The organism is Solidesulfovibrio aerotolerans (assembly GCF_009856865.1).
Taxonomy (GTDB): Bacteria; Desulfobacterota; Desulfovibrionia; order Desulfovibrionales; family Desulfovibrionaceae; genus Solidesulfovibrio; species Solidesulfovibrio aerotolerans.
The window spans coordinates 1-24,003 of sequence record NZ_WVUD01000050.1 but is presented as its reverse complement, the minus strand read 5'-3'; the positions used below and the strand labels follow the sequence as shown (position 1 = coordinate 24,003).

The window sequence follows — 24,003 nt, the reverse complement described above, 5'->3', positions numbered from 1 at the left end:
CGGAAGTTAAGCCCTCCTTCGCCGATGATACTGCATATTCTTGTGTGGGAAAGTAGGTCGCCGCCAGGGCTCTTTTTCAAAAGCCCCGTGTAGAAATACACGGGGCTTTTTTTTGGCCCTGCGCTCACCAAAGAATGCTGGACGCAGGACGCGTGGACGCCCGGACGCAGAGCGCAGGGCGTTGGGCGTCGGGCACACAGGGCGATGTTGCCGCGTACGGCGCTACAGTTCGCGCTGGATGACGTCCCGTCGTCTGCGCGACATGCCTTCGCCAATTGGTGTACAGGCCGCATAGCTGCGCCACACGCACAGACCAGTGCGACCTTGGCTCCGCCTGTGTACTCCCGGGCAATCTAGACCCCTATCGACCGCCAGCCCAACCAAATCCCAGACTGACCTGGAAAGGTCAGCCCGGCGCACGCCGCGCTTGGCCGTGCCCGCAACTCTCGCCAGCAGCCCCGGACCCTGGTTCTTCACCTCCGAGTTCAGGTCGGCGTGAACCTCACGCAGCGACAACTCCACCAGTCCTGTCAAATCGTGGGCTCCGCCACAACTCCAATCGCAGTGCAAAAAATCCATAGCAGCGAAACAAAGTCTCCCTGGAGCAAAGGGCAAACAGGAACGCCTGCGGCTTTGCGCAAACCTGTGTCAGCGAGGCAACGCCAGGGCCGGTTTGATCCAGAGGGCCGTGAGTTCGTCTTCATAGATTCGGGAAAATTGGGGCATGGAATCCAGTTGTTTGGCCGCTTGGGAGTGCTTGAACAGGACGGCTAAATCGGTCTTGGGCGGAAGCTCGGTTGTTTTGCCGTTCATGAAATCGAAATACGCCTCACAGGTTTGCGGCGTGTAGACCGTTTCATAGCGGCCATCCATGGAAACTTTTTTGTTGGGAAGATGGAACAAAAGGTATTCTCCCCAGTTATAGTCGCAAAATATGTTTGTGCCGGATTGGGCGGTGTTGATCAAAGCCAGCATCTCTGCCGATGGATAGCTAAGCAGGAGGTCTTGATAGGGCATTTTGCGCGTATTCACAGTGTATGTGGATCTGTTCCATAAACGGCTGCCATAAAAAATGTTCAAGACAACCAAAATGATTGCATAGACAGCATATAATGATTTTTTTTGACAAAGTTCAGCATACGAAGCGATAAAAAATTGATTCAATAATGGTGAAAAATATACAGCGAAAAGAATCATGTAAAAACATTGGTGGCGAACGCTGGTAGAGCCGAAATAGGCAAAAAGTAGAAGGATGAGCAGACGGGCCGTATTGATAGTTTTGAATTTTAGAGCAAGGAAAAGCGAAGCGCCTAATTCAATCAGAAAAATCAGCGAGCCTTGGGAATAGTCGTTGGATATAAACGCTTGAAAGACGTTTTTCCATTCCCCGATTTCCGGCCGAGGCATGCTGATGGCCATGATAAGATATTTCCAATAGGCCAGCCCATAGGGGTTGATCAATGTAGCAGCCAAGCAGCCGGCGGTCACGAGTCCATAAATCGGGAGCTTGGGACGATTGGTGAGCAATGTATTGAGTGTGTAGCCGGCCAGGAGCAAAAAACCGACGAGAAATCCGCCGTGAAAGTTACTCCATAAAACCATAAGTGGCATGAGGAAGACCAACGGTTTCCAGTCATTTTCTTTGTCAGCTTTCTCAAGGAGGTAGATGAAAAGAATAAAGAAAAGCATGGTGATGTATTGGGCGCGAAGCACGCTTCGATACCAGGACAAGGCAAAAGAACCCAGTAATACCGCTACGAGAGCGTAGGCAAAATTTGCGCCACGCAACCGCGCAGTTTTAAATACAAAATAGCTAAATGTCAAAGACAAGGCATGCTTGAGCAACTGGAGAGAGTCTATCCCGAATATATTGTAAAGATAGTAGTAGACAACGCCGGTTAACCATTCATGGTACACCCAGATATCGTAGGTTGGCGTATAGGCAAAGACATCCTGGTATGGGAACGAGCTGCTTTGGAAAAAGAGTCGGCCAAAGGCCAGATAGCCCCAGAGGTCGGCGTCTGCGGCGTTGGTGGCGGTCTTAAAAAGGACGACAAGGGCGACGAAGAGGGACGCAAAAATTTTAAGATGCATGATTTTCCCGAGCCATTATGGTTTGAACGGGATGCAGCCTGGGCCGTGTTGGCCCTTGGGCTGCCAGCAAAGCCAATAAAACAAAACTGTTCCAGCCTGGCCCGATATGTTGCGGGAAGGTTCTCATGAAAATCAGTGCCCAATATGGCAATCACATCTCTTCGCTATTTTTCGTGTCGCCAGATGTCAAGTCGCAATGTGGCGCCGCCGATCAGCTTGTATTTGTGGGCAACTGCACAGGTCGAAAGTGTTTGCAACGGCACATGGCGCAAGGGTTTGTGGGCTGTTCCCTGGCTCTGACTGCCATCATGGTTTGAATATGTTTAGAGGTGTAAAAAAGGACTGGAAATCCTTTTGGAAATATATAGGAAGGATTGAAGGATGCAATGCTTTGGGAAGGCCTGTCGAGACGATTTCACAGGAGTGGCCAAATGCGACGATGGTGGGTTTGGGCTGTGGCAACGGTGTGTCTGGGTGTATCCCTTGGCGCAGGCTGGTATGCGCTGCCACACGGCAAGCCCCAGGCCTGCGTTGATCCACTGGGATGCGTTGCAATTGCGCCTGACGGACCGGTGCGCCTTGGGGTGATCCAGGCCCTGACCGGCAAGGTGGCCCCCCTGGGGCTTGAGCAACTGCGCGGTCTGGAACTGGCGCTGGACAAGCACGGCGGCAAAATCCTCGGCCATCCTGTGGAACTGGTCATCGAGGACACCGGCTGCCGGCCGGAAGGTGGAGCCAACGCCGCCCTGCGCATTGTCTCCGACCCTTCGGTTGTGGCCATTTTCGGCACCACCTGTTCCGGCGATGCCGCTGCAGCGGCCCAGGTCATGACCGAGGCCGGCCTGTGCATGATTTCCGGCAACAACAGCGCGCCGTTTCTGACCTCCATCGGCGGCAAACGTGCTCCAAAATGGCAGCCCGGCTATTTCCGCACCGCGTCCAACGAAGAGCACTCCGGCCCGGCGGCAGCCCGCTACGCGTATGAAGTCCTGGGAGCCAGAAGTGCGGCCATGATCCATGATGGCGACATTTACACCCAGGGGTTGGCGGCGGGTTTTCGATCGGAATTTGAACGTCTGGGCGGGCGCACAGCCCTGTTTGCCGCAGTGGACAAGGGCGATGCCGATATGCGCCCGGTGCTGGAGGCCGTCGTCGCCTCCAAGGCCGAGTTGGTTTTTTTCCCATTGTTTCAGCCTGAGGGCAACAATGTGCTGCTGGCTGCCCGGGCCATGCCCGAAATGGCTCCCCTGACCCTGATGAGCGATGGCGCGTTGATTGAATCAACATTTATTGATGCGGTCGGTGACGCCTCCAAGGGCATGTATTTCGTAGGGCCGGCGCCACCAGCTTTCAGTCCGGCCGTTGATGAACTCCAAAAAATGTATCGGACTAAATATCTGAGCGATCCGCTGACGTCATATTATATGTCGGCTTTCGATGCGGCCGGTATTTTGTTTGCTGCATTGGAACGCACCGCCGTCAAAGGGACGGATGGAAGTTGCATCATCGGTCGCCAAGCCCTTCGCAACGCCTTGCTCGCCACCAAAGACTATCCTGGTGTAGGCGGCCTGTTGCAGTGCGACGAGTTTGGAGATTGTGCTACGCCGAAATTTAACGTTTTACGCATGCAAGATCCGTCGCTTGGCGTGGTCGGGCTTGCCGCTAACGTTGTTTATACGTATTCGCCACGTTAAGAGAATGGTATGATGCGTCGATTTTATTGGTATAATCTCGGAATAACAGCCAAGCTTTGGCTGGCTTTTATCGTTTTGTTTGTTTTTTTTGCCATGGCCAGTATTGCCGGATTCGTGGGGCTGGCCGTGGTGGGTGGCGCTGAGGCCGATATTGTGGCCAATATGGACATCCGTGGCAAAGTGCTTGAAATGGAAGGGCAACTGGAAAAGGCCCGTCGGCTCTATCGGGATTTTATTATCAACGCACCGGAAATGGGGTTTGTCCAGGCCCAGGAAAGGTTTTGTCAGCCGGCTCTGGCTGTGGCTGCCCGGGTCATCGCGCTCAGTGAAGAGTTAAAGAGCGCCATTGCCGTGCTGCCGCCGGGGGCGGCCATTGCCAAGCGCAATGTGGATATGAACTTCTTTTCTTCCACGGCCCGTCGGTTCACCCAGACACTGCTCAGCGAAAATGAATTGGCCACCGTGATCGGCGATCCGGAAAACGGCCTTGATACCCGCCTGGCCGCCAGTTTGACCGGGTTGAGCGAATTGTTTGCGCCACTGCCCCAGGCGGCCATGATGCTGCAAGAGGTCATCATCCTGGTCAAGCAGTACCATGTTGGCCACCAGCGGCCCGTCATGCAGGCTGCCAGCAACAAACTGGAACTCTTGCGGCGTCTGGTCATGACCCGGTCTGACCTGGACCCGGCCCTGCGGGCCGAAGCGCTGCAGCAATTTGAAGTCTTTGACAAGACAGCCGCCCGCTTGCTCGAAGTCGTGGCAGCCATGAACGCCAACGCCAACGACTTTGCCCTCCAGGCCAAAGCCGTCGATCCCATATCCGAGGAGCTCAAACGGATCACTGCTGCCGAGGTTGCCCGGGCCAAGGGGCGCATTGTCTGGGCCAGCCGCATTGCCAGCGGCATCATCCTGCTTTCGGCCCTGCTCGGTCTGGCCAGCGTTTTCATCGTCCGGCGCATGCTCCACGCCGCCATCACCAGTAAGATCGTGGCCCTGACCCAGTTTGCCTGCGGCGTGCGCGACGGCAATCTTGAGGTGTCGGTGGATATGCCCGGCACAGACGAGCTGGGCATCCTGGCCGGCTCGCTTAACGCCATGCATGGGCGTATCCGGGATCTGGTGGTCAACCTGGAGGAGAAGGTGCGCCAGCGGACCTTGGAACTGGCGGCCAAAAACCACGAACTGGACGAAAAAAACCAGGCATTGGCGGTGTTGTCCTTAACCGACAGGCTTACCGGGCTGTGCAACCGCCGCCGGCTTGATCAGGCCCTGGTGGCCGAGTGGCGGCGGGCCGAGCGCTACGGGTCGGCCTATTCCGTCATCATGATCGATCTGGACAACTTTAAAGACGTCAATGACGCGTTCGGCCATGATGCGGGCGATGCCGTGCTGGTGCGCATCAGCGACATCCTTATTGCCACGACCCGTGAGACAGACATCGTGGGGCGCTGGGGCGGCGAGGAATTTGTCGTCATTTGCCCGGAAACCGGCCTGGGGGAGGCCCGGACCCTGGCTGAAGGGTTGCGCCGTGAGATCAAGGCCACGCTGTTCCCCGGCATCGGGCATCTGACGGCCAGCTTTGGCGTGGCTGACTATGAGGCCGACGCCGCTCCGGGATTCCTGGTGGGACGGGCTGACGAGGCCATGTATCGGGCCAAACAAAGCGGGCGCAATCAGGTCGTGGTGGCGACATCCCTGGCAGGCGGCGGCGGGACGCCATAGCGCCCGGCGGGCGGGCTGTCCCTGGCGTGGCAACCGCCGAACCGGCCGACCTTGCCGTCTCCCCCTGGTCAAGGAACGAGCGCTGGGGCCAGGGGGGAGCGGGTAACGGGTCCACGCGCCATTTGACGCCCTGCCCGGCTTTGACTACTCAAAGCGGCTATGAGCGTTTGCATTATAAATCTTCGCGGCATTTCCAAGTCTTTCGGCATCCGCCAGCTTTTTACCGGCATCTCCCTGGGCGTTGGCGAGCGCGAACGCATCGGGCTTATTGGCCCCAACGGTTCGGGCAAATCAACGCTGCTTAAAATCATGGCCGGGATGATCGGCTCCGATGCCGGCGAGCGCACCCTGCGCCAGGGGGCGCGGTTGACCTATGTGGCCCAGCAGGATCTTTTTGAGGCCGGGGACACCGTGGCCGGGGTGCTCAACCGGGCCGTGGCCGAGGCCTTTGGCCGGTCCGAGGCCGAGAAAGGCGGCCGGGCGGCCGTGGTTCTCGGGCGGCTGGGCTTTCTTGATCCCGACGTTTTGGTGGAGTCGCTGTCCGGCGGCTGGCGCAAGCGCCTGTCCATTGCCCGGGCGCTGGTGTCCGAGCCGGATGTGCTGCTCTTGGACGAGCCCACCAACCATCTCGATCTGCGCTCCATTCTGTGGCTGGAACGGTTTTTGGGCAGCGCACCCTTTGCCTTTGTGGTGGTGAGCCACGACCGCTTTTTCCTGGAAAACGTGGCCAATCGCACGGTGGAACTCTCCCCGGTCTACCCGGACGGCGTGTTGGCCGTGGACGGCCCCTACAGTGCGCTGTTGGAGGCCCGGGAAGCTTTTCTGGCCAATCAGGGGGCGCTGGAACGCTCGTTGGCCAACAAGGCCCGGCGCGAGATCGAATGGCTGCGGCGCGGTCCCAAGGCGCGCGGCACCAAGGCCAAGGCCCGCATCGACGCGGCCGGCACCCTCATGCAAAATCTTGCCGCCACCCGGGAACGCAACCGGGCCACAGCCAGGGCGGGTATCGATTTTTCCGGCACCGGCCGCCAGACCAAGCGGCTTGTGGTGGCCGAGAATCTGTCCCGGGGCTTTGACGGGCGCACCCTTTTTTCCGGGCTCGACATCGTGCTCTCGCCCGGCGTGCGCCTGGGGCTGGTCGGTCCCAACGGCTCGGGCAAATCCACCTTGCTGCGGGCCTTGGCCGGCGAGGAGAAGCCCGACGCCGGCCGCGTGACCACCGCAGCCGGGGTGTCGCTGGTCACCTTTGATCAAAAGCGCGAGCAGCTCGACAAAGAGCAGATCCTGCGCCACGCCTTTGCCCCGGACGCCGACAGCGTCATCTATCGGGGCCAGCCCGTCCACGTCGTCACCTGGGCCAAACGGTTCGCCCTGCGCCCGGAACAACTCGATCTGCCTGTGGGGCTTTTATCCGGCGGCGAGCAGGCCCGGGTGCTCATTGCCCGGCTCATGCTGCGCCAGGCCGACGTGCTGTTCCTGGACGAACCCACCAACGATCTGGACATCCCGACCCTGGAAATGCTGGAAGAGAGCCTGACGGAATTTCCCGGGGCGGTGGTGCTTATTACCCACGACCGCTCGCTTATTGACCGGGTGTCCACGGTGCTGCTTGGCCTGGACGGGGCCGGCGGGTCCGAGGTCTATGCCGACTATGCCCAGTGGGAAGAGGATTTTCTGGCCCGGGAGCGGGCCGAAGCCCGCGAGGCCAAAACCCAGGCCAAGGCCAAGCCCAAGGCGGAAGCTCCCTCAAAGAAGCTGAGTTTCAAAGAGCAGCGGGAATACGACACTATCGAAGCAACCATCCTGGCCGCAGAAACCGCCGTCGAGGCCGCCAAGCTCGCCCTGGAGGACCCGGCCATTGCCACCGACGGCCACGAACTGGCCCGGCGTCTGGAGGTTTTCCAGGCAGCCGAAGCCGAAGTGGAGCGCCTGTACATGCGCTGGGGCGAACTTTCAGCCAAATTGGCCTGACAGCCCCGTCCCGAGCGCCTTCTTTCGCGGCCGGCCGTTCTGGCCGGCCGCTGCCAGCAGATCCACATACGCCCCGGCGACGAGGGCGTCCTCGCCAAGCCCCAGGGCCGCCATGAGGCGGCGCGCCTCGGCCAGCCCGGCCGCCTCGGCTTCGTTTTCGCCAAGCACCACCTCCAGTTCCAGGAAATCCCCCAGACCCGCAACCCGGTCCAGATGCACCCGGGTGCGGCCGCAGACGTACAGACTGCGCTGCTTGCGCACCCGGCCGCAAGCACCAAAGGCTTGTTCCAGAACCTGCCGCAGGGCCTGCGGCGCGTGGACAGGGGCAATCTCGTAGTGTGAGGTTTTGGGGCCGGTCGCGTCTGGGCGCTGGTAGAAAATGAGTTGGCCCTCGGTCGGCGACAACTGCCGCAGTTTGAGCCGGCCGGTGGGGCACGGAAAAAACGTGTCGTCCTGCTCGATTGCCGTCGGCCCGGCCTCGGCCAGGGCGGCTACGACTGGGGCGAGGGCTTCGACGCTGGCGATGCGGGCTTTTATTTCAATATTGCGGGCCATGGAGGCTCCTTGACGATGGGGTTTTCCCCGTGGCCTACCCCGGCGCGCAGCGCGAAGAAAGCGGGAAATACTTTTTTGCTATTGACAATGAAAATCAATATCGTTACTTCTGGGGCAACACGAATCGCCGCGCCTTTGGGGACGGCCCGACACAGCCCGTCTTGTTTCAGACGGCGACAAGGGGAAGGACTATGGCTTGCACAGGTGGAAAATGCCTGCTCACCAGCAAGGTGCGCAAGCTTCGCGAAACAGGCATGGAGGCCATGGCCTCGGGCGATCTGGGGCAGGCTGAGTCGTTGTTGCGGCAATCGGTGGAACTAGGCGAAACCGACGGCGGCCTGGATGTGGCCACAGCCCATTCGGCTTACCGCCTGGCCTTGACGTTGCATGAAGCGGGGCGGGGGGATGAAGCGGCGCAGCAATTTGAAAAGGCGCTGACCCTGGCCCGGGGTCGGGCCGGATGCGGCAGCAAGCTGTATCAAAAAATTATGGAGCATTTCGCCAAGGCCCTGCCGGGGCGGGCTGTTCCCGATCTGGCCTGCGCCGTTGGCGAATAGCGGGTGTTGCCTGTGCGTAGACGCGTCCGGCCGGGTCTTTGGGGCGTTGGTCGGACGCACTTTTTATGCTGCCGCTTAAAACACGCTCATCCGCGTTTCCTTTAAATACTTTTCTTCCAACACCTTGCAGATGCGCTTGATGATGTTGCGCCGGATTTCCAGGTCGATGGGGAGGTTGGGATCCTGGTGGGCTTCGTTGATGCGCGCACCCACCACAAATTCGATGGAGTCGCTCTCGAGCAGAATGTCGTAGAGTTGGCTGGCCGGATTTTTTTCGCGCGGCGGGTCGTCGCGTTCCAGCAGGCGGGCCAGCCGCGTCAGCGTCAGGATGCCCTCGGTGACCAGATCCACCCCGTCCATGGCCGCAGCCGGCGGGATATCGCTCGATCCGCCGCCGCGCAGGGTGTCGCGGATGGCCCGGCCCAGCTCCCGGGAGACAATGTTGGCGGTGGTGCCGCCGCAGATGATCTTGCGGCCGGGGAATTCGGCCAGCATCTCGGCAAATTCCTTGTCGCGGTGGGCGGCGTAGGGCGGGCCGGTCAGGACGATGGCCCGGCGGGGACGCCGGAAATAAATCACCGCCGCCGTCATGTCGTCGTAGGCCCGCTGGAAAGGCTCCTGGCGCAAGGCCTGGCCAAGGATCTGCTGGGACAGGCTGCGGGCCGAGATCGACGGATCGCGGGCCACAATCTCCTCCACGTACTCCTGGCAGCCCTTGATGCGCCAGCCCAGGCGCATGCGCTCGGAGCCAAGGCCGGCCTGGGTGATGCCGTCGGAAGTGAAAATCAGCCGGTCTCCCGGGCGCATGGTCAGGTCATAGACCCGGATGACCCGGTCGTTGTAGCGCGGCGAGGCCACTTCCTCATACTCCATGGGCACGGCCTTGCCGTCGCGCAGCAAAATGGCCGGCGGATTGTCCATCTCGACCACCCGCGTGGCCCCGTCCGGGAAGATATCGACCACGGTGAAGGTGGCGTAGCTGATCTTTCGCACCTGGCACACGGGCAGGGCGTCCATGATGACCTCGGCCGTGCGCACGATGTCGGCGTCCTTGGCCGTGTATTTGAGCGCCATGGTGGCGGTCATGAGTGAGAGGATGCTGGCCTTGACCCCATGCCCCAGCCCGTCGGACAAAACGGCAATGACCCGGCCCTCGTCGGCAATGCGCAGGGTTTTAAAGGCGTCGCCGCAGATGTCCTCCCCATACCGGTTGCGCTGGGTGGCCTCCACCTCGACAAACACGTCGTCGGTCATGACCGGCGTCCCCGCATGTCCTTGTCGCCAAGGCGCTTGGTCCCGCTGGAGAAGCCTTCCGCCAGGGAGCGCAGCAGGATTTCCGTGTCGGCCATGTTCTCGCCCAGGCGGCAGGCAATCTCCTGCACGGTCTCCAGGTTCTTGCGAATGATCTCCCTGGCCCGGGTGGCGATTTCGTCGCGGCGCAGTTCGCTGCCGGTGACGTCAAAGACGATGCCGCCGAGCACGTTGCGCGGTTCGATGGTGAAAATCGTGACGCTAAACACCCGGTCGTCATGGCGCAGCGCATCACGATGGATGTCTGTCTCGGTATCGAGAGCCCGGCGAAACAAATTGGCAAAGGGCACGATCTTGTCCAGCGAGGCCCCTTCCATACCGGGACTGGCCTCGTAGGCCATAAGCGTTTCCTCACCGAAAAGCCGGGCGAAATGCTCGTTGCATTCAATGATCTGCAACCGGGAATTGGCAATGACCACCCCGGCCGGAATGCAGCGCAACAGCGCGTTGGCTTTTCTGGTGGCGCGTTTGCGCAGGAAGTGGACGCACATGGACGGTTCGGCCAACCCCTCCAGCATGGCCCGGGCCAGCCCCCGGCAGGACTCGTGGCCGCAGCCGCCGCAGTTGATTTCGTCTTCCGGGGCGAACTTGCCGATAAGCCGCAGCACCTTGGTGTACTGATCCTCGCTGTAGACCGGCAGATCGACCGGCGAGGGGTTTTTGCGTTCGGCAATGGACAACAACGGCTGGCGCACGGCCAGATCAACCCCGGGGTGGACGGCCCGGTCAAAGACATCGAGCTGGTCCAAAAGCCTGGGCCGACGGCTGGAGACGCACGGCCCCCGCACGCAGCCGCCGACGCAGGCCAGCATCTCGATGAACACCGGGCGGGGCAGCACATGGTTGTGCATGCCCTGCAAGGCGGATTCGATGGTGGCGATGCCGGACAGGGTGGTAAAGCACACCTTGTCGTTGCCGGCGTAGGCCTTGATGGTGTCGGACATGCCGCCTTCGACGGGGTAGAGCGCCCCTTCCTTGGCCGGGTGGGGCATGAATTTATCCGCCGGCCCGGGAACCATGGCGTCGGGGCGGATGTGCTCCTCGCGCAGCATGACGTGCAGATCCTTAAAGGTCATGGCGGCATCGAGCAGGGCCGGATGGTTGTCGGATTCGGTTTTTTTGGCCACGCACGGTCCGAAAAAAACCACGCCGATGTTTTGGCCATAGGCCTGGCGCAGCATGCGGCAGTGGGAGAGCAGCGGCGAAAGCAGCGGGGTCAGGTTGGGCACCAGTTCCGGCATGTAGCCCCGGATGAAATCCACGGCCGCCGGGCAGGCCGTGGAGAGCTGGAGCCTGGGGCCGCCCTGGGCCAGGATGCCGGCCACGGCAGCCGAGACTTCCTGGGCGCCGAGTGCCGTCTCCGACACCCCGGCAAAGCCCAGCTTGCGCAGGGCGGCGATCATGGCCTCGGGCGAAATATCGGGAAATTCCGTCACCCAGGACGGGGCCAGGGAGACATAGGCCAGGCGCTGGGAGCGCAACAGCTTGTACACGCTAAACAGATCGCTGCGCACCTGCTTGGCCTGGGACGGGCAGGCCGCCACGCATTGCCCGCAGGCGATGCACAGTTCGGGCACGACGGTGGCCCGGCCGCCTTCCACCTGGATGGCTTTGACCGGGCATTGGCGCAGGCAGCGGTAGCAGTCCTGGCATTCGGCCTCGATGGTGTAAATGGGATAATGCGAAAGCATGCCGCCTCCCTGGGGGATCGGGCTGCCGTAGCGGGCCGACTTCATGGTCACGGCCGGCTGCAGGAGCGGGAGCAGTAACCGGATGACTGTCTGAGTGCGAACTGCGGGGCCTGGATCAGGTGGCGAGGTGCCGGCTTAACAACTCCAGCAGCCGTTCCCCGTTAATATCGCCGTACAGTTGGTCGTCGATGCGGATGTTGGGGCCGCAACGGCATTGGTCCTCGCAGCGGCTGCCGCTGAGGACTACGGTTTCGGTCAGTCCGTGGTCTGCCAGATACTGTTCGATCATGAGCAGGTGTTTGCGGTTGCCTCTGGCGAAACACGAACTACCCATGCAGATGACGATCTCATGTTTCATCGGCGGTGGGCCTCATTTGATACTTTTTTCACAAATTACCCGGAAAAAGGATCCCCTGCAAGGGGGAATCGGCCGGGGTGTTGCGAAATCGCCACCAGGGCTGCGCGGGCAGGGCGGTACAGGAGAAGATGGTCACGATTTCCCGAACGGCAAGGTCCACAGCGGCCGCTCGCCATCCAGCCCCCCCTCTCTCCTTAAAAAACTTCTCTTCTTTCAGGGGGTCCGGGGGGGATGATCCCCCCGGCCGCCGGAGGCCTCTTCTGCCTTCTCTTTCGCTCTTTAAATGACTGCCAGAGCTTCGACTTCCACCAAAAAGGCGGCGTCCACGAGTTTGGCCACTTCGACGATGGTGGTGGCCGGCCGGATGTCGCCGAACACTTCACCGTGGGCTTTGGCCACGGCGTCAAAATCGCCCATATTGGCCAGAAAGAGCCGGGTGCGCACGACTTGCGTCAGGTCCGCACCGGCCTGGGCCAGGGCGTCACGGATGATTTCCAGGGCGCGAACGGTCTGGGCGTAGGCCCCGTCCGGGATGGAGCCATCGGCGGCGGCGCCCACGGTGCCGGAGACGTACACGGTGTTGCCGGCGACCACGGCCCGGGAATAGCCGAGCAGGGGTTCCCATTTGGAGCCGGAGGAAATATTGCGGCGAGTGGTCATGGGGAATCTCCTTTAAGGGAGCGCCGCTGGCGCGGCGCTCCCAGGGAGATAGCCGGTCGGGCCGCCGGATGCAACCGGGGCCCGGAGTGGATGGGTGGCTTACTGGGCCGGCGCGCCCAGTTCGGCCAGGGAGCGGGCGAGGCTGGACAGCCCCGAGGAGCGGGCGAGGATCAGCGGTTTGAGACAGCCCTTGCAGGCTTGTTTGACCAAGGTGCAGGCCTCGTGGCTCACACAGTCCACGGGGCAGACCACGGCGTCGGCACAGCCGAGCAGTTCCCAGAGCCGATGGGCCGACTGTTCCCGGCCGCCGTCGTGGTGCAGGAGTTGGCAGCCGAATTTTTCGGCCAGCACTTTGTAGTGGGCCACCAGCGAGGCCCGCCCGCCCACGTAGAGCACCCGTTTGCCGGTGATGGCGGTGTGGGGTGGCAGCCCCTGGGCCAGGGCCGCCCGGGCCGGGCAGAGGCCGGCTTTGGCGGCGCAATCGACCGGGCACTGCCCGTGGAGGTGCTCCTCGTGGGGAGCCAGATCGTCGCGATGGTGCTCGGCATGGGCGGCGTGGGCCACGGCCGCCTCGCCGAGTGCGGCAAACAGTGACGCTTCCAGGGCGGCCACTTCGCTGTCGCGGTCGGCCAATTCCTGGCGGGTTGTTTGCAGTTCGCCATGGAGCCGTTCCAGCAGCACGGCCTGGCGGGCCGCTTCGGCTTCGGTGGCCTGCAAGCGTTCGGTGTTCTCGCGCAGTTGGTCGCTTAAGATGTCGCGGTCGCGGCGCACGGCAGCCACGGCGGAATGCTCGATGGCGTCGCGCAGCGAAATGCGCTCGCGTTCAGCCGCCTGCCGTTTGCTGCGTTCAAGGCCAAGTTCCTCCATGGCCTTGTGGCAGCGGCTCTTCCAGACCGCCACGGCCTGGCGCAGCACGACTTTGCTTTCATCCAGGGCGGCATTGGCTTCGGCCAATTTGTCTTCGAGGTGCGCCAGTCGGGCCAGATCGGCCCGATTGGCCGCGCCGACCTGGTGCGAGAGCATGTGCACTTCGCCGTAGACGTCGCGCAAGAGGCTGTCGGTGGCACCGGGATGGGACATAAGCGCCCAGAACGCGCCAGGCACATCGCCGGCATCGGCCCGCTCCCGCCACATGCGCCGCAGGGTGGCCTCGTCCTCGGTTTTGAAAAAAGCGCGGATTTCCCGGCGGTATTTTTTATCCAGGTATTTTTGAAGATATTTGGTGGCCGGACTGCCCGGCAGCTTGGCCTGTCCCACCAGGAAGACATGGGCCTCGTAGGCGGAGGCCGATTCCGGCACCAGATCGCCGAATTTGCGGCAGATGCGGCGCAATTCGCTGATGGTCAGGCAGGTACCGACGATGGGGCAGGCAAAATCGGCTTTTTCGAGCAGGGTTCTTCGCTGCATGGGGCCTCCGGGCGGCAAGTCGGGCCGCTGGAATCCTCTTTAGTCGAAAATGAGAATCATTGTCAATTATAGCCCGTGAAAAATATTCCCGTGCAGGAAAGCGGGCTGGGGCAAGGCGCGCGGGAGGCGCGGCCAACCGGGGATGCCTGGATCGTTTACGGCATCCCCGGCCCCCTGTCGTCCCGAAAACAACGGCGTCGGCGCCCGGGCGGTTGCGATGCTTGCCGGGTCGAAAAATCCCCAGTCCTCGTCCCGAAGACAACGGCTTTGGCCTTCGGGACTCTTCGGGCCTGGCGCTATTGGGAATTGAGCAGCAGCATATAAGGAATGGAGGCACCATCGGGCGAAATGGCGCGGGCGGTCATTAAGGAGCCGGGGGTCGAGATGGCGGTCAGGCCCAGGGCCGAGGTCGCGCCGGAATAGAGATTGGAAGTGCTGGGCGAGGAACCCGGGGAAAAAACCGCGTTGTGTCCACTATAGTACAGCACGGAGCCATCACCCGCGCATTTGGTGCTGCCTGCCTGGGGGGCAAGCATGTCGCAATCGCCGGCTCGGGCGGCGACGACTCCCTGGTGGGAGTCGGCCACGTATTTGTTGATGTCGTTTTGGCCGTATGTCCCCTGGCCCGGTGTGCCGATGGTGTTGTCTACATGCAGGATCAGCAGGCCGCCCTGGTAGCTATTGTCCCATTTCCACAGCCCCCGGTCCCAGCCCGTCAGGTGACGGTTCTCGGCCAGGAAGTATTCGGTGGTAGAAGACCGCGGCACCAGTTTGAAAGTGGTGTCGCCAAGGGCCGGGCCGAAGGTGACGGTTTGGCTGTTGGCTGGCAGCAGGCGGGTGGTGTCCCAGACGCAGTAGGCCCGGCTCCAGGCGTCGAAGGCGACCGGGGTCGAGCCATCGTCCTCGCCCGACTCGGCCCCGTCCACGCCATAGGCCATCAGCGAAAAAATCCCCAACCCGTTGTTGTAGTTATTCGTATCGTAGAGGTCGGGCATACCGCACATCTGGTGCCCCATTTCGTGGCAGAGGGTGCCGATGGGCAACGGGCGGCCGGCGTCGTTGCGTTCGCCGTTCATGGCCCAGGCCGTGAGCAGCTTGGAGCCGTCGGCGGTGCTGATCTCGACATGGGGGCCTTGCTCGTCGTCGCTGTTGGCGTGGGCCCAGATGCGGGGCTGTTTTTGGGAAACCGCCGCCTCGTAGCCGGCTGGAATAAAATAGATGACTGCCTTGGAGGGGGTGATGGTGCCGTCTGCATTGGTGTCCAGGGCGGCGAAGTCGACGTGCGCGGCGGCCTGGGCCAGGGCGAGGTTTACCCAGGCGACTTCCCTGGCGTAATCGAAATTGTTGCCGGAATTTGGGTGGTTGGCGGCAATGGTCACTGTCACCACGCCCTGGTTGCCGCTGGTCTGGGTCTGGGGAATCGGCTCGATGGCCAGCTTGCCGTGGGAGTTGTCCTTATAGAAATTGGCTGCCGACTTGACGCCGGCGGTGGTGTCAAAAACCTTGGCGTACCAGTGGGCGGGGGTGGTCGCAAGTTGGCGGTCGGCGAAATTCACCAGGACGATGAGCATTTTTTTGGTGCCGCTCACCGGGTTGGTGGTCCAGGGATTGGAGGCGTCCGCCGGCTGGCCCGGCTGGCCTTGGGCCTGCGCGGCTTCTCCCCCGACCGTCGCGGCCATGGCCCGGGATTCCAGGTTGTCCTGGCGAATCTGCTCCAGGCCTGCCTGGAACCGACGCCGCAGGTCCGGGTCAGGTTGCGGGCGCAGGTGGCGGGACACGGCCGGTGGGGCATCGCGGCCGGGGAGCAGGCCTGAGGGGACAAGGCCTTGGGGGGCCACGGCCGACGTTGCGCCGCCGGTTTGGGCCGTCGTGTCGGGCGTGGCCGTCCCGCCCCGGGGCAGGGCATATTCCCAGGCCTTGGATTGGGGATTTTGCACTACGGCGTAGCCGTCCCCGGTTTCGCTCCAGTTGGCGAACTCGTCGCCCATGATGTGAAGCGTCAGCTTCGTGCCGTCGGGCTGGACCACCTCCACGGGCGTGGTCGTAGCCGGACGCGCTTGGGCCGAAAAGGGAAAGAGCAGGCAAAGCAACAAAAAAACGACGCTGTTTCGCATGTGTTTTCTCCCCCCGCTTTTGTGTGTTGCCCCGTGATTGATCCTGGGTATGGTCTTGTCCAGAGCTGGTTTTGCCGGAAAGAGTTGCCCGGATCATCGCGTCCGGGTGCGGCCGGGGCGGTCAGGACGCGCCGCCGGGTTTGCCGGCCCGGGAGTCGTAGATGATCATAAAAACCTGATCGATCTGCACGTAGAGGTCGGGCAGATTCCAGATGGTCTGGATCATGGTGGTCATGGTGGGCGGCCCGAAGCGTTTGGAGGCTTTTTGCACCAGCTTGGGCACGGCCAGGAGATCATGGGACATGACCACCAGGGAAAAAAGGCCGGTTTTTTTGTTGCAGCCGTAATAGACGCGTCCCAGGGGCACGCCCTCAAAAGTGGGCGTTTCGTCGCGGTCGTAATGCAGCACGAACGGGCTTTGGGCGTAGATTTCAGGATCGTGGGTCAGGCCGAACATCTGAAACTTGGCGTCCCAGACCGGCCGGGCTTTTTCCTCGGCAAAGGATGGGCCGGAAAAAAGCGTCTGGCAGGCTTGGCCGAAGCGGTATTTGCCAAAGCCGTGGCCGGTCTCGGCGGCAAACGGACTGGTTGGCGCAGCTGCAAGGACGAGGCAAAGGGACAGCAACATGGCTTTGAGCATGGTCAAACCTCCCCGTGGCCGGAGTGTCGGCCGGTAGCGGGCAGACACAGGATTTAGGCCTATGCCCGGCGCTTGTAAAGACCGCCCGGGTACAGGGTGGCGCGCAGGATGGGCAGGGCCTGGGGCAGGGGAGAACCGAGATAAAAGGGCAGGGCGGCCGCCTCGATGCCCAGGCGCTTGGGCAGCAGATCGCGGCAGGCGGCGTCGAAGTGGGCCACGGCCAGGGCTTCACCCCGGGCGGCGTCGTCGCCGGCGAGAGCCAGCCGGCACAGGGTGGTCAGCCGGACCAGATCGGTTTCGGCCTCGTGCTGGGCGCACAGGGCGGCCAGATCGCCGCCCGGGGGCAGGATGTCGGCCCGGGTCAGGCGATTTTTGGCGTAGAGGGCGGCGAGCCGGGCGGGATCGTCGCAAAAAAGGGCCTGGCACTCGACGGGGCTGGCCTCGTGGATGGCGCAGGCCGGCGGATCGCGGTAAAAAATGCAGGCCCGCCCGCCCGGGACCGGGCGCACCTTGACCAGTTCGTCAGGGGACGGGCCGACCGTGCCGGTCACGTTGTCGGTGACCCCCTGGCCCCGGCGCAGGGTGACGAGCTGGGCCGGGCCGAGGCGGCCGTCGCACACCAGGGCCAGATCGCCGGCATGCAGGGCCGGGCCGCCCAGGCGGCAGCAGCGGCCGCAGCGGCGGCAGGCGATGTCGGGAGCGGGGTGGGCCATGGGCTGGGTGATGGTGGAAAAGGCGGACTTTGGCAAGGGGCGGGGCAGTCAGGGCTGCCGGAAATAGGCTTTGCAACGATCAAGCTCTCGTGGTAGGAGAGGCGTTCGGGAGTATCAGCTTTATACCCGATTTACCGTTCTAACCCTGGTTTGCCGTTGACATAACGGCCATGTCATTTTAGATCGGGAGCGATTGTTCAAAAGTTCACGTTTCGTTTCCTGACCCCCAATTGAATAACACCCCATCCGCCAGCGAGCAGGGTTGGTCGGAGGGGAGGCGCCCAAGGCGGCGCGCAAGCCCGCACGGAGCGCGTGTTAGCTGGTTAAGGCGGTAATCTTCAAACCCCACTGGAGGAAGCAAATGGCGAAACACCAAACTCCCTTGTTGGACCAGCTCGAAACTGGGCCCTGGCCCAGCTTCGTGTCCGACATCAAACAGGAAGCAGCCCATCGGGCCGCCAACCCCGACGGCGTGGACTATCAGATCCCCGTTGACTGCCCGAGCGATCTGCTCGGCGTGCTGGAACTCTCCTTCAAGGACAAAGAGACCCACTGGAAGCACGGCGGTATCGTCGGCGTTTTCGGGTACGGCGGCGGCGTCATCGGACGTTACTGCGACCAGCCCGAAATGTTCCCGGGTGTGGCCCACTTCCACACCGTTCGTCTGGCCCAGCCCTCCGGCAAGTACTACACCGCCGATTACCTGCGCGGCATCATGGACATCTGGGATCTGCGCGGTTCCGGCCTGACCAACATGCACGGCTCCACGGGCGACATCGTGCTGCTCGGCACCACCACGCCGCAGCTGGAAGAAATTTTCTTCGACGTCACCCACAAGATGAACACCGACCTCGGCGGCTCGGGCGGCAACCTGCGCACCCCGGCTGACTGCCTCGGCCAGTCGCGCTGCGAATTCGCCTGCTACGACACCCAGGATCTGTGCCACACCCTGACCAATGACTATCAGGACGAACTGCACCGTCCGGCCTTCCCCTACAAGTTCAAGTTCAAGTTCGACGGCTGCCCCAACGGCTGCGTCGCTTCCATCGCCCGTTCCGACTTCTCGGTCATCGGCACCTGGAAGAGCGACATCCGCATCGACCAGGATCGTGTCAAAGCCTACGTTGCCGGCGAGTTCAAGCCGGGCGGCGGCTCGCACGCCGGTCGCGACTGGGGCAAGTTCGACATCGTCAAGGAAGTCGTGGATCGCTGCCCCACCGGCTGCATGAGCTACGACGGCGCCAAGCTGTCCATTGACAATGCCAACTGCACCCGTTGCATGCACTGCATCAACACCATGCCCGCCGCCGTCAAGATCGGTGAAGAGACCGGCGCTTCGATCCTGCTCGGTGCCAAGGCCCCCATCCTGGATGGCGCGCAGATGTCGTCCTTGCTTGTTCCCTTCGTTGTGGTTGAAAAGCCCTACGACGAGATCAAGGAAGTCATCGAGAACATTTGGGACTGGTGGATGGAAGAGGGCAAGAACCGCGAGCGCGTGGGCGAGACCATGAAGCGTCTGTCCTTCCAGAAGCTGCTCGAGGTCACCAACATCAAGGCCATGCCGCAGCATGTGAAAGAGCCGCGCTCCAACCCGTACATCTTCTTCAAGGAAGAGGAAGTGCCGGGCGGTTTCGAACACGACGAGGCGGCCTATCGCCAGAGACACATGAGATAAGCGGGGGACATAAGAAATGGCATTCATCTCTTCCGGATACAATCCCGACAAGCCCATGGAAAACCGGATCACGGATATCGGTCCTCGTAGTTTCGAGGAGTTCTATCCGCCGGTCATCAAGAAAAACAAAGGCGCGTGGGACTACCACGAGATCGTCAAACCCGGCGTGCTCAAGCATGTCGGCCTGTCCGGCGACGTGGTCTACACCGTGCGCGTCGGCGCTGCCCGCCTCATGAGCGTCACGCACATCCGCGAGATCTGCGAGATCGCCGAGAAGCATTGCGGCGGCCACCTGCGCTTCACCACGCGTAACAACGTGGAGTTCATGGTCGAGACCGAGGCCGCCCTTGACGGCCTGCTGGCCGATCTGGCCTCGCGCAAGTTCGCTGGCGGGAGCTTCAAGTTCCCGGTCGGCGGCACCGGCGCCTGCGTCTCCAACATCGTCCACACCCAGGGGTATGTCCACTGCCACACCCCGGCCACCGACGCCTCCGGCCCGGTCAAGGCCGTCATGGACGACATGTTCGAGTACTTCCAGTCCATGACCCTGCCGGCCATGGTCCGCATCTCGCTGGCCTGCTGCCTCAACATGTGCGGCGCGGTCCACTGCTCCGACATCGGCATCGTCGGTATCCACCGCAAGCCCCCGATCGTCGAGCATGACCGTCTGGACAACATCTGCGAAGTGCCCCTTGCCATCTCCGCCTGCCCCACCGGCGCCATCAAGCCGGCCAAGGTCGAGATCGACGGCAAGAAGGTCAACTCCGTGGCCGTTAACGCCTCGCGCTGCATGTACTGCGGCAACTGCTACACCATGTGCCCGGCCATGCCGCTCGCCTCCGGCGAGGGCGACGGCATCGTGCTCATGGTCGGCGGCAAGGTGTCCAACCGCATCTCCATGCCCAAGTTCTCCAAGGTCGTTGTGGCCTTTATCCCCAACGAGCCGCCCCGCTGGCCGACGCTGACCAAGATGGTCAAGCAGATCGTCGAAGTGTACGCCAAGGAAGCTCGCAAGTACGAGCGCCTGGGCGAGTGGGCCGAGCGCATTGGCTGGGAGAAGTTCTTCGAGCTGTGCGATCTGGAATTCACCCACCACTGCATCGATGACTTCCGTGATCCGGCCTACTACACGTGGCGCCAGAGCACCCAGTTCAAGTTCACCAAGCACATCGAGGCCTAATTCCAACTTCCGGGCGGGGAGCGATCCCCGCCCGGATAAAACAAAGAGGGGACGCTATGCCTTCCGAGAAAGAGCAAGTTCTCGAATTCCTTACGGGGAAAACTGGCAAGTCCAAGTTCTACTTCAGCGATTTCTGCAAGATTTTCCCGGACAAGAAGCAGCGCGAAGTCAAAAAAGTCCTCACCGAACTGGTCAACGAAGGCAAACTGGAATTCTGGTCCAGCGGCTCCACGACCATGTACGGCATGACCGGCGCCGGCAAGCAGAAGGCCGAGGAAGATTAGGCCACTGCGGCGCGCTGCGTTTTGCGATCCGGTTTGCCCGGTCTAGGCGGCATGCCCCGAACCTCGTCGTTCCCGATGCGCCCCCCGGCCGTGGCGGAACCGTTTCGTCAAACCCGAACTTTCCGACGCGCCCCAAGGCGCGCTCAAAGACACGCGCCGTGAACTATCGTCCGCGTCTGGTCCTGGCCGGACTCTCCGGGGGGGCCGGAAAAACCATCCTCTCCCTCGGCATCTGTCGGGCCTTGGCCGCTGCGGGCCTTCGCGTCCGTCCTTTTAAAAAGGGTCCGGATTACATCGACGCCGCCTGGCTTGGCCTCGCTGCCGGCCGCGACGCCGCCAATCTGGACCCTTTCTTATTGCCGCCCGAACGCATTCCCTCCCTTTTTCTCGAAAAATCCGCAGACTGCGACATCAGCATCATCGAAGGCAATCGCGGCATCTTTGACGGCATGGATGTGGCCGGGTCGTGCTCCACCGCCGCTTTGGCCCGCACCTTGGCCGCACCGGTGGTCCTTATCCTCGACGCCACCAAGATGACGCGCACCGCCGCTGCCATCGTTGCCGGGGTGGCTGCCTTTGAACCGGGCCTCAATCTGGCCGGGGTGGTGCTCAACCGCACCGCCGGTCCAAGGCACCGCGACATCCTGCGCGAAGCCATCGAATCCCTGGCCGGGGTGCCGGTGCTTGGCATGTTGCCCAAAATTTCTGAAAATCCCATTCCCGAACGCCACATGGGGCTTATGTCCATGCGTGAGCAGTCCGGCGTGGACCCCATTCTCGACGGCATAGCCGCGGTCATCCGCGACAACGTGGACCTGGACCGGATTGTGGCCCTGGCCCGGCTGGCCCCTGATCTGCCGGACGCGCCGGCACCGGTCTGGCCCGCTCCCCGGGGCGATGGCCGGCGGCCGGTCATCGGCGTGGTGCGCGACGCCGCCTTATGGTTTTATTATCCGGAAAATTGCGAAGCCCTGGAGCGGGCCGGGGCGAAACTGGTCCCGGTGAGTATCCTAAACGACGCGCCCTGGCCGGCCCTGGACGGGCTGTACCTGGGCGGCGGGTTCCCGGAAACCCAGGCCGCCACGTTGGCGGGCAACCTGCCTGTTCGCGAGCATGTGCGGGCCTTGGCCGCTGCCGGCCTGCCCATTTACGCCGAATGCGGCGGGTTTATGTATTTGGGCCAGGGGCTGGTCGTTGACGGCACTTACTATCCCATGGCCGGCGTTTTCCCGGTGACCACGACCCTGTGCGCCCGGCCCCAGGGCCTGGGCTACAGCCTGGCCCGGGTGGTGCGGGACAATCCCTACCATCCCGTGGGCACGGTGCTGCGGGGCCATGAATTTCATTATTCCAAATGTCAGGCGACACTCGGGTCGTGCGGCGGCCCGGGAGCCGCTCTTCCCGGTCCCGAGGCGTTTGCCCTGGCCATGGAACGGGGCGTTGGCATGCTGGGCGGCCTGGACGGGCTGACCACGGCCAATACGTTTGCCGCCTACACCCACATCCACGCCGATGGCGCGCCCCATTGGGCCGATCATTTCGTGGCCGCCGCCCTGGCCTATAGCCAAAGCTGCCGCTGATTCCGGGCGACGCGCTGCGTTCGCACCGGTTGTCCGGGGGGCTTGAAACGTTGCGGGCTGGCCGTGGGGCGAGGGCTGGTGGGCGGTGCGGCCGGCACGGACTGCGCCCACGCCGCCATGGCGCGCCGGCTTCTGGAAACGCCTTGAAGCTTTTCGGTGTCACACGCTGCCGCCACCATGGTTTTTATTTTCAAAACACCCTAGATGCTTTTTGAGAACGTGGCAGCCGCTTGTGCGCCGCCTTGTTTGGCGGTAGGCGGGTCGGTTGCCCAACCTCTCAAGCCTGAGCCGCCGCTGGCCGTCTGCCGGGAGCCAGGGGCGTTTTGCCGCAACGACCGCCTCGTGCGGCCAAGGAGATCACCATGCGCATCACGAATCAGATCGCTTCGCCCACGGGCGTACTGGACTATCGCCCCGACCAGGCTGCTGTTCCTGTAGAAGGCGGGGAAGGGCTGACCTACGGAACCTATTTTGCCGGATTGGAGGCGTTTTTAACGGATGCGGCCGCGGTTTCGGCCTTGCACGCTGTGGCCCTGGAAAGCGGCTTGGCTGACGGCGAGGACATCGCGGAATTGGTGGTGCGGGCGGAAAAGCATGGGGCGCTCTACCATCCGGCCAGCGTGACCGTGCGTTTTGGCGGCGGCGAGGTCAAACTGTGCGTCAATGTGGCGGCAACGCCGGCTGCTGCCGCCCTGCTCGAACAGGAAGCCGGGTTGCTGGCGGGCTTGCGCGAGCGCTTCACACCGGAATTTTTGCCGTGCCCCCGGGTCTTTGCCACGGTTGGCGGACTCGCCTTTTTGCTGGAAGACTGGTTTGCCGGGTATCATGAGTTTCACCAGGACGGGACCGGCCGGGTGCGCCTTTGGGACTTTGATGCCGGGGAGCGCCTTCTTTCCCAGGCCCAGGCCCTTGCGATGTATCGGCAGGCGGCCCACATCCTCACCCGTTATTACCAAGCTGCCAGTGGGTCCAGCATCGGGCCGTGGCACCACGCGGCCGGGGATTTTGTAGCCCGGGTTGTGGAAGACGCGGTCTCCGTCAAGCTGATCACCGTGCGCGGCTACGGGGCCGGCCAGGATTTTGCCGAAGCCGGGGAACTGGCCGACAAGCTGGCGGCCTTGGCCTTTTTCACCAACCTGACCATGCGCCTGCGCCTGGACCGGGTGGACGGGGTCGGCAAGCTGGTCGTGGCCGGGGAGGACGTGGCCGAGGCAGCGGTGCAGGGCTTTGTTTCGGGACTGGGTGCCCTTGGCCTGGACGCGGCCACCGTTTGCGGCATTCTGGAATTTCTGGGCGCGTTTTCGCCCCAGGAGCTGGCCCGGGCCGCATTGGGCCTTTCCTGGCCGTGTCCCGAGGACGAGGCCGCACTTCTGGCCACTGCCTGGCCGGGACATGCAGCCGTGGTGGTTGCGGCCCTGCGCCGGCTGGGACAGGTCGCCCCGGCGCAATAAAGACCGCACCATAAGGCCCCGCCGGGTGACGGCACGGCCTGGGGGCAGGACGGTTCCTGGCTGCTGCGCAAACGCTCCCTGGGACACACGCTCCGGTTGGGGCAAGGCAAAGCCTTTGCGCGTGGCACAACTTTTTTAAGGCGTCAGCACTAGCTTCCGGTACGGCCGCCGGGTTCGGGCGCAGCGTCCGGCAGGGGCGGCGGCAGGGCCGGACTGCCGGGCTGGCCGGGGTCCGAAATCCCGCCGGCCGGCGCCCCGGCGGCAGCTTCCGGGGCAGCAGCCCCTGGCTGGTCCACACCCACTGGAGCGGGCGCAGCCTGGGGCGCCGGCGGTTCGGGTGCAGCCG

Annotated in this window: 19 protein-coding genes and 1 pseudogene; 9 read left to right on the top strand and 11 right to left on the bottom strand. The window is 62.6% G+C overall.

The features are described from left to right. Positions 1–648 precede the first annotated feature (648 nt). Positions 649–2,094, bottom strand: a complete 1,446-nt coding sequence (locus GTA51_RS17985) for a hypothetical protein (RefSeq protein ID WP_160963568.1) — start codon at positions 2,092–2,094, stop codon at positions 649–651. A gap of 431 nt (positions 2,095–2,525) precedes the next feature. Between GTA51_RS17985 and GTA51_RS17980 the strand changes: the two genes are divergently transcribed. From GTA51_RS17980 to GTA51_RS17970, 3 genes are all read left to right on the top strand, one after another. Then, the gene (locus GTA51_RS17980) at positions 2,526–3,788 is read left to right on the top strand and encodes a branched-chain amino acid ABC transporter substrate-binding protein (protein ID WP_160963566.1); all 1,263 of its coding nucleotides are present in this window, start codon (positions 2,526–2,528) and stop codon (positions 3,786–3,788) included. 9 nt (positions 3,789–3,797) lie between these two features. Next, entirely contained in the window at positions 3,798–5,510 is a 1,713-nt protein-coding gene (locus GTA51_RS17975; protein ID WP_160963564.1) for a GGDEF domain-containing protein, read from the top strand. Between the two features lie 159 nt (positions 5,511–5,669). After that, a complete protein-coding gene (locus tag GTA51_RS17970) occupies positions 5,670–7,481 on the top strand; it encodes an ABC-F family ATP-binding cassette domain-containing protein (RefSeq protein ID WP_160963562.1) in 1,812 nt (603 codons plus the stop codon). Here the strand turns inward: GTA51_RS17970 and GTA51_RS17965 are convergent. Further along, entirely contained in the window at positions 7,464–8,036 is a 573-nt protein-coding gene (locus tag GTA51_RS17965) for a class IV adenylate cyclase (protein WP_160963560.1), read from the bottom strand. The genes GTA51_RS17970 and GTA51_RS17965 overlap by 18 nt on opposite strands. 191 nt (positions 8,037–8,227) lie before the next feature. Here GTA51_RS17965 and GTA51_RS17960 point away from each other — a divergent pair, with 191 nt between their 5' ends. Further along, on the top strand, positions 8,228–8,593 hold the full coding sequence (locus GTA51_RS17960; RefSeq protein WP_160963558.1) for a tetratricopeptide repeat protein: 366 nt from the start codon (positions 8,228–8,230) through the stop codon (positions 8,591–8,593). Positions 8,594–8,668: 75 nt separating this feature from the next. Here the strand turns inward: GTA51_RS17960 and GTA51_RS17955 are convergent, their stop codons facing one another. The 8 genes from GTA51_RS17955 to GTA51_RS17920 all read right to left on the bottom strand — a co-directional run bounded on the left by GTA51_RS17955 (position 8,669) and on the right by GTA51_RS17920 (position 17,523). Next, on the bottom strand, positions 8,669–9,847 hold the full coding sequence (locus tag GTA51_RS17955; RefSeq protein ID WP_160963556.1) for a SpoIIE family protein phosphatase: 1,179 nt from the start codon (positions 9,845–9,847) through the stop codon (positions 8,669–8,671). Further along, positions 9,844–11,640 carry a [Fe-Fe] hydrogenase large subunit C-terminal domain-containing protein gene (locus GTA51_RS17950; RefSeq protein ID WP_246198218.1) on the bottom strand — a complete coding sequence of 599 codons (1,797 nt, stop codon included), beginning with the start codon at positions 11,638–11,640 and terminating at the stop codon, positions 9,844–9,846. Before GTA51_RS17950 ends, GTA51_RS17955 begins: the two co-directional genes overlap by 4 nt. A 70-nt stretch (positions 11,641–11,710) precedes the next feature. After that, positions 11,711–11,953 carry a (2Fe-2S) ferredoxin domain-containing protein gene (locus tag GTA51_RS17945; protein ID WP_160963554.1) on the bottom strand — a complete coding sequence of 81 codons (243 nt, stop codon included), beginning with the start codon at positions 11,951–11,953 and terminating at the stop codon, positions 11,711–11,713. A gap of 279 nt (positions 11,954–12,232) precedes the next feature. Beyond that, a complete protein-coding gene (locus GTA51_RS17940) occupies positions 12,233–12,613 on the bottom strand; it encodes a RidA family protein (RefSeq protein ID WP_160963552.1) in 381 nt (126 codons plus the stop codon). A gap of 99 nt (positions 12,614–12,712) precedes the next feature. Further along, positions 12,713–14,020, bottom strand: a complete 1,308-nt coding sequence (locus GTA51_RS17935) for a DUF2325 domain-containing protein (RefSeq protein WP_160963550.1) — start codon at positions 14,018–14,020, stop codon at positions 12,713–12,715. Positions 14,021–14,316: 296 nt separating this feature from the next. Further along, on the bottom strand, positions 14,317–16,134 hold the full coding sequence (locus GTA51_RS17930) for a M6 family metalloprotease domain-containing protein (RefSeq protein ID WP_160963548.1): 1,818 nt from the start codon (positions 16,132–16,134) through the stop codon (positions 14,317–14,319). Between the two features lie 121 nt (positions 16,135–16,255). Next, the gene (locus GTA51_RS17925) at positions 16,256–16,774 is read right to left on the bottom strand and encodes a hypothetical protein (protein WP_160963546.1); all 519 of its coding nucleotides are present in this window, start codon (positions 16,772–16,774) and stop codon (positions 16,256–16,258) included. Between the two features lie 59 nt (positions 16,775–16,833). Continuing rightward, a complete protein-coding gene (locus GTA51_RS17920) occupies positions 16,834–17,523 on the bottom strand; it encodes a YkgJ family cysteine cluster protein (protein WP_246198217.1) in 690 nt (229 codons plus the stop codon). Between the two features lie 325 nt (positions 17,524–17,848). Here GTA51_RS17920 and dsrA point away from each other — a divergent pair, with 325 nt between their 5' ends. From dsrA to GTA51_RS17895, 5 genes are all read left to right on the top strand, one after another. Beyond that, the gene (gene dsrA / locus GTA51_RS17915) at positions 17,849–19,162 is read left to right on the top strand and encodes a dissimilatory-type sulfite reductase subunit alpha (RefSeq protein WP_160963544.1); all 1,314 of its coding nucleotides are present in this window, start codon (positions 17,849–17,851) and stop codon (positions 19,160–19,162) included. A gap of 16 nt (positions 19,163–19,178) precedes the next feature. Next, positions 19,179–20,342 carry a dissimilatory-type sulfite reductase subunit beta gene (gene dsrB / locus GTA51_RS17910; RefSeq protein WP_160963542.1) on the top strand — a complete coding sequence of 388 codons (1,164 nt, stop codon included), beginning with the start codon at positions 19,179–19,181 and terminating at the stop codon, positions 20,340–20,342. Positions 20,343–20,398: 56 nt separating this feature from the next. After that, the gene (locus GTA51_RS17905) at positions 20,399–20,626 is read left to right on the top strand and encodes a dissimilatory sulfite reductase D family protein (RefSeq protein WP_043636396.1); all 228 of its coding nucleotides are present in this window, start codon (positions 20,399–20,401) and stop codon (positions 20,624–20,626) included. Between the two features lie 158 nt (positions 20,627–20,784). Further along, positions 20,785–22,206 (top strand): cobyrinic acid a,c-diamide synthase CobB, encoded by a 1,422-nt coding sequence (locus GTA51_RS17900; protein WP_160963540.1) that lies wholly within the window; start codon positions 20,785–20,787, stop codon positions 22,204–22,206. Positions 22,207–22,568: 362 nt separating this feature from the next. After that, positions 22,569–23,657: a hypothetical protein gene (locus GTA51_RS17895; protein ID WP_160963538.1), complete on the top strand. Its 1,089-nt coding sequence runs from the start codon at positions 22,569–22,571 to the stop codon at positions 23,655–23,657. A 149-nt stretch (positions 23,658–23,806) separates the two neighbouring features. Here GTA51_RS17895 and GTA51_RS20745 read toward each other — a convergent pair. Beyond that, positions 23,807–24,003: pseudogene (locus GTA51_RS20745) on the bottom strand (EipA family protein); the annotation flags it as partial.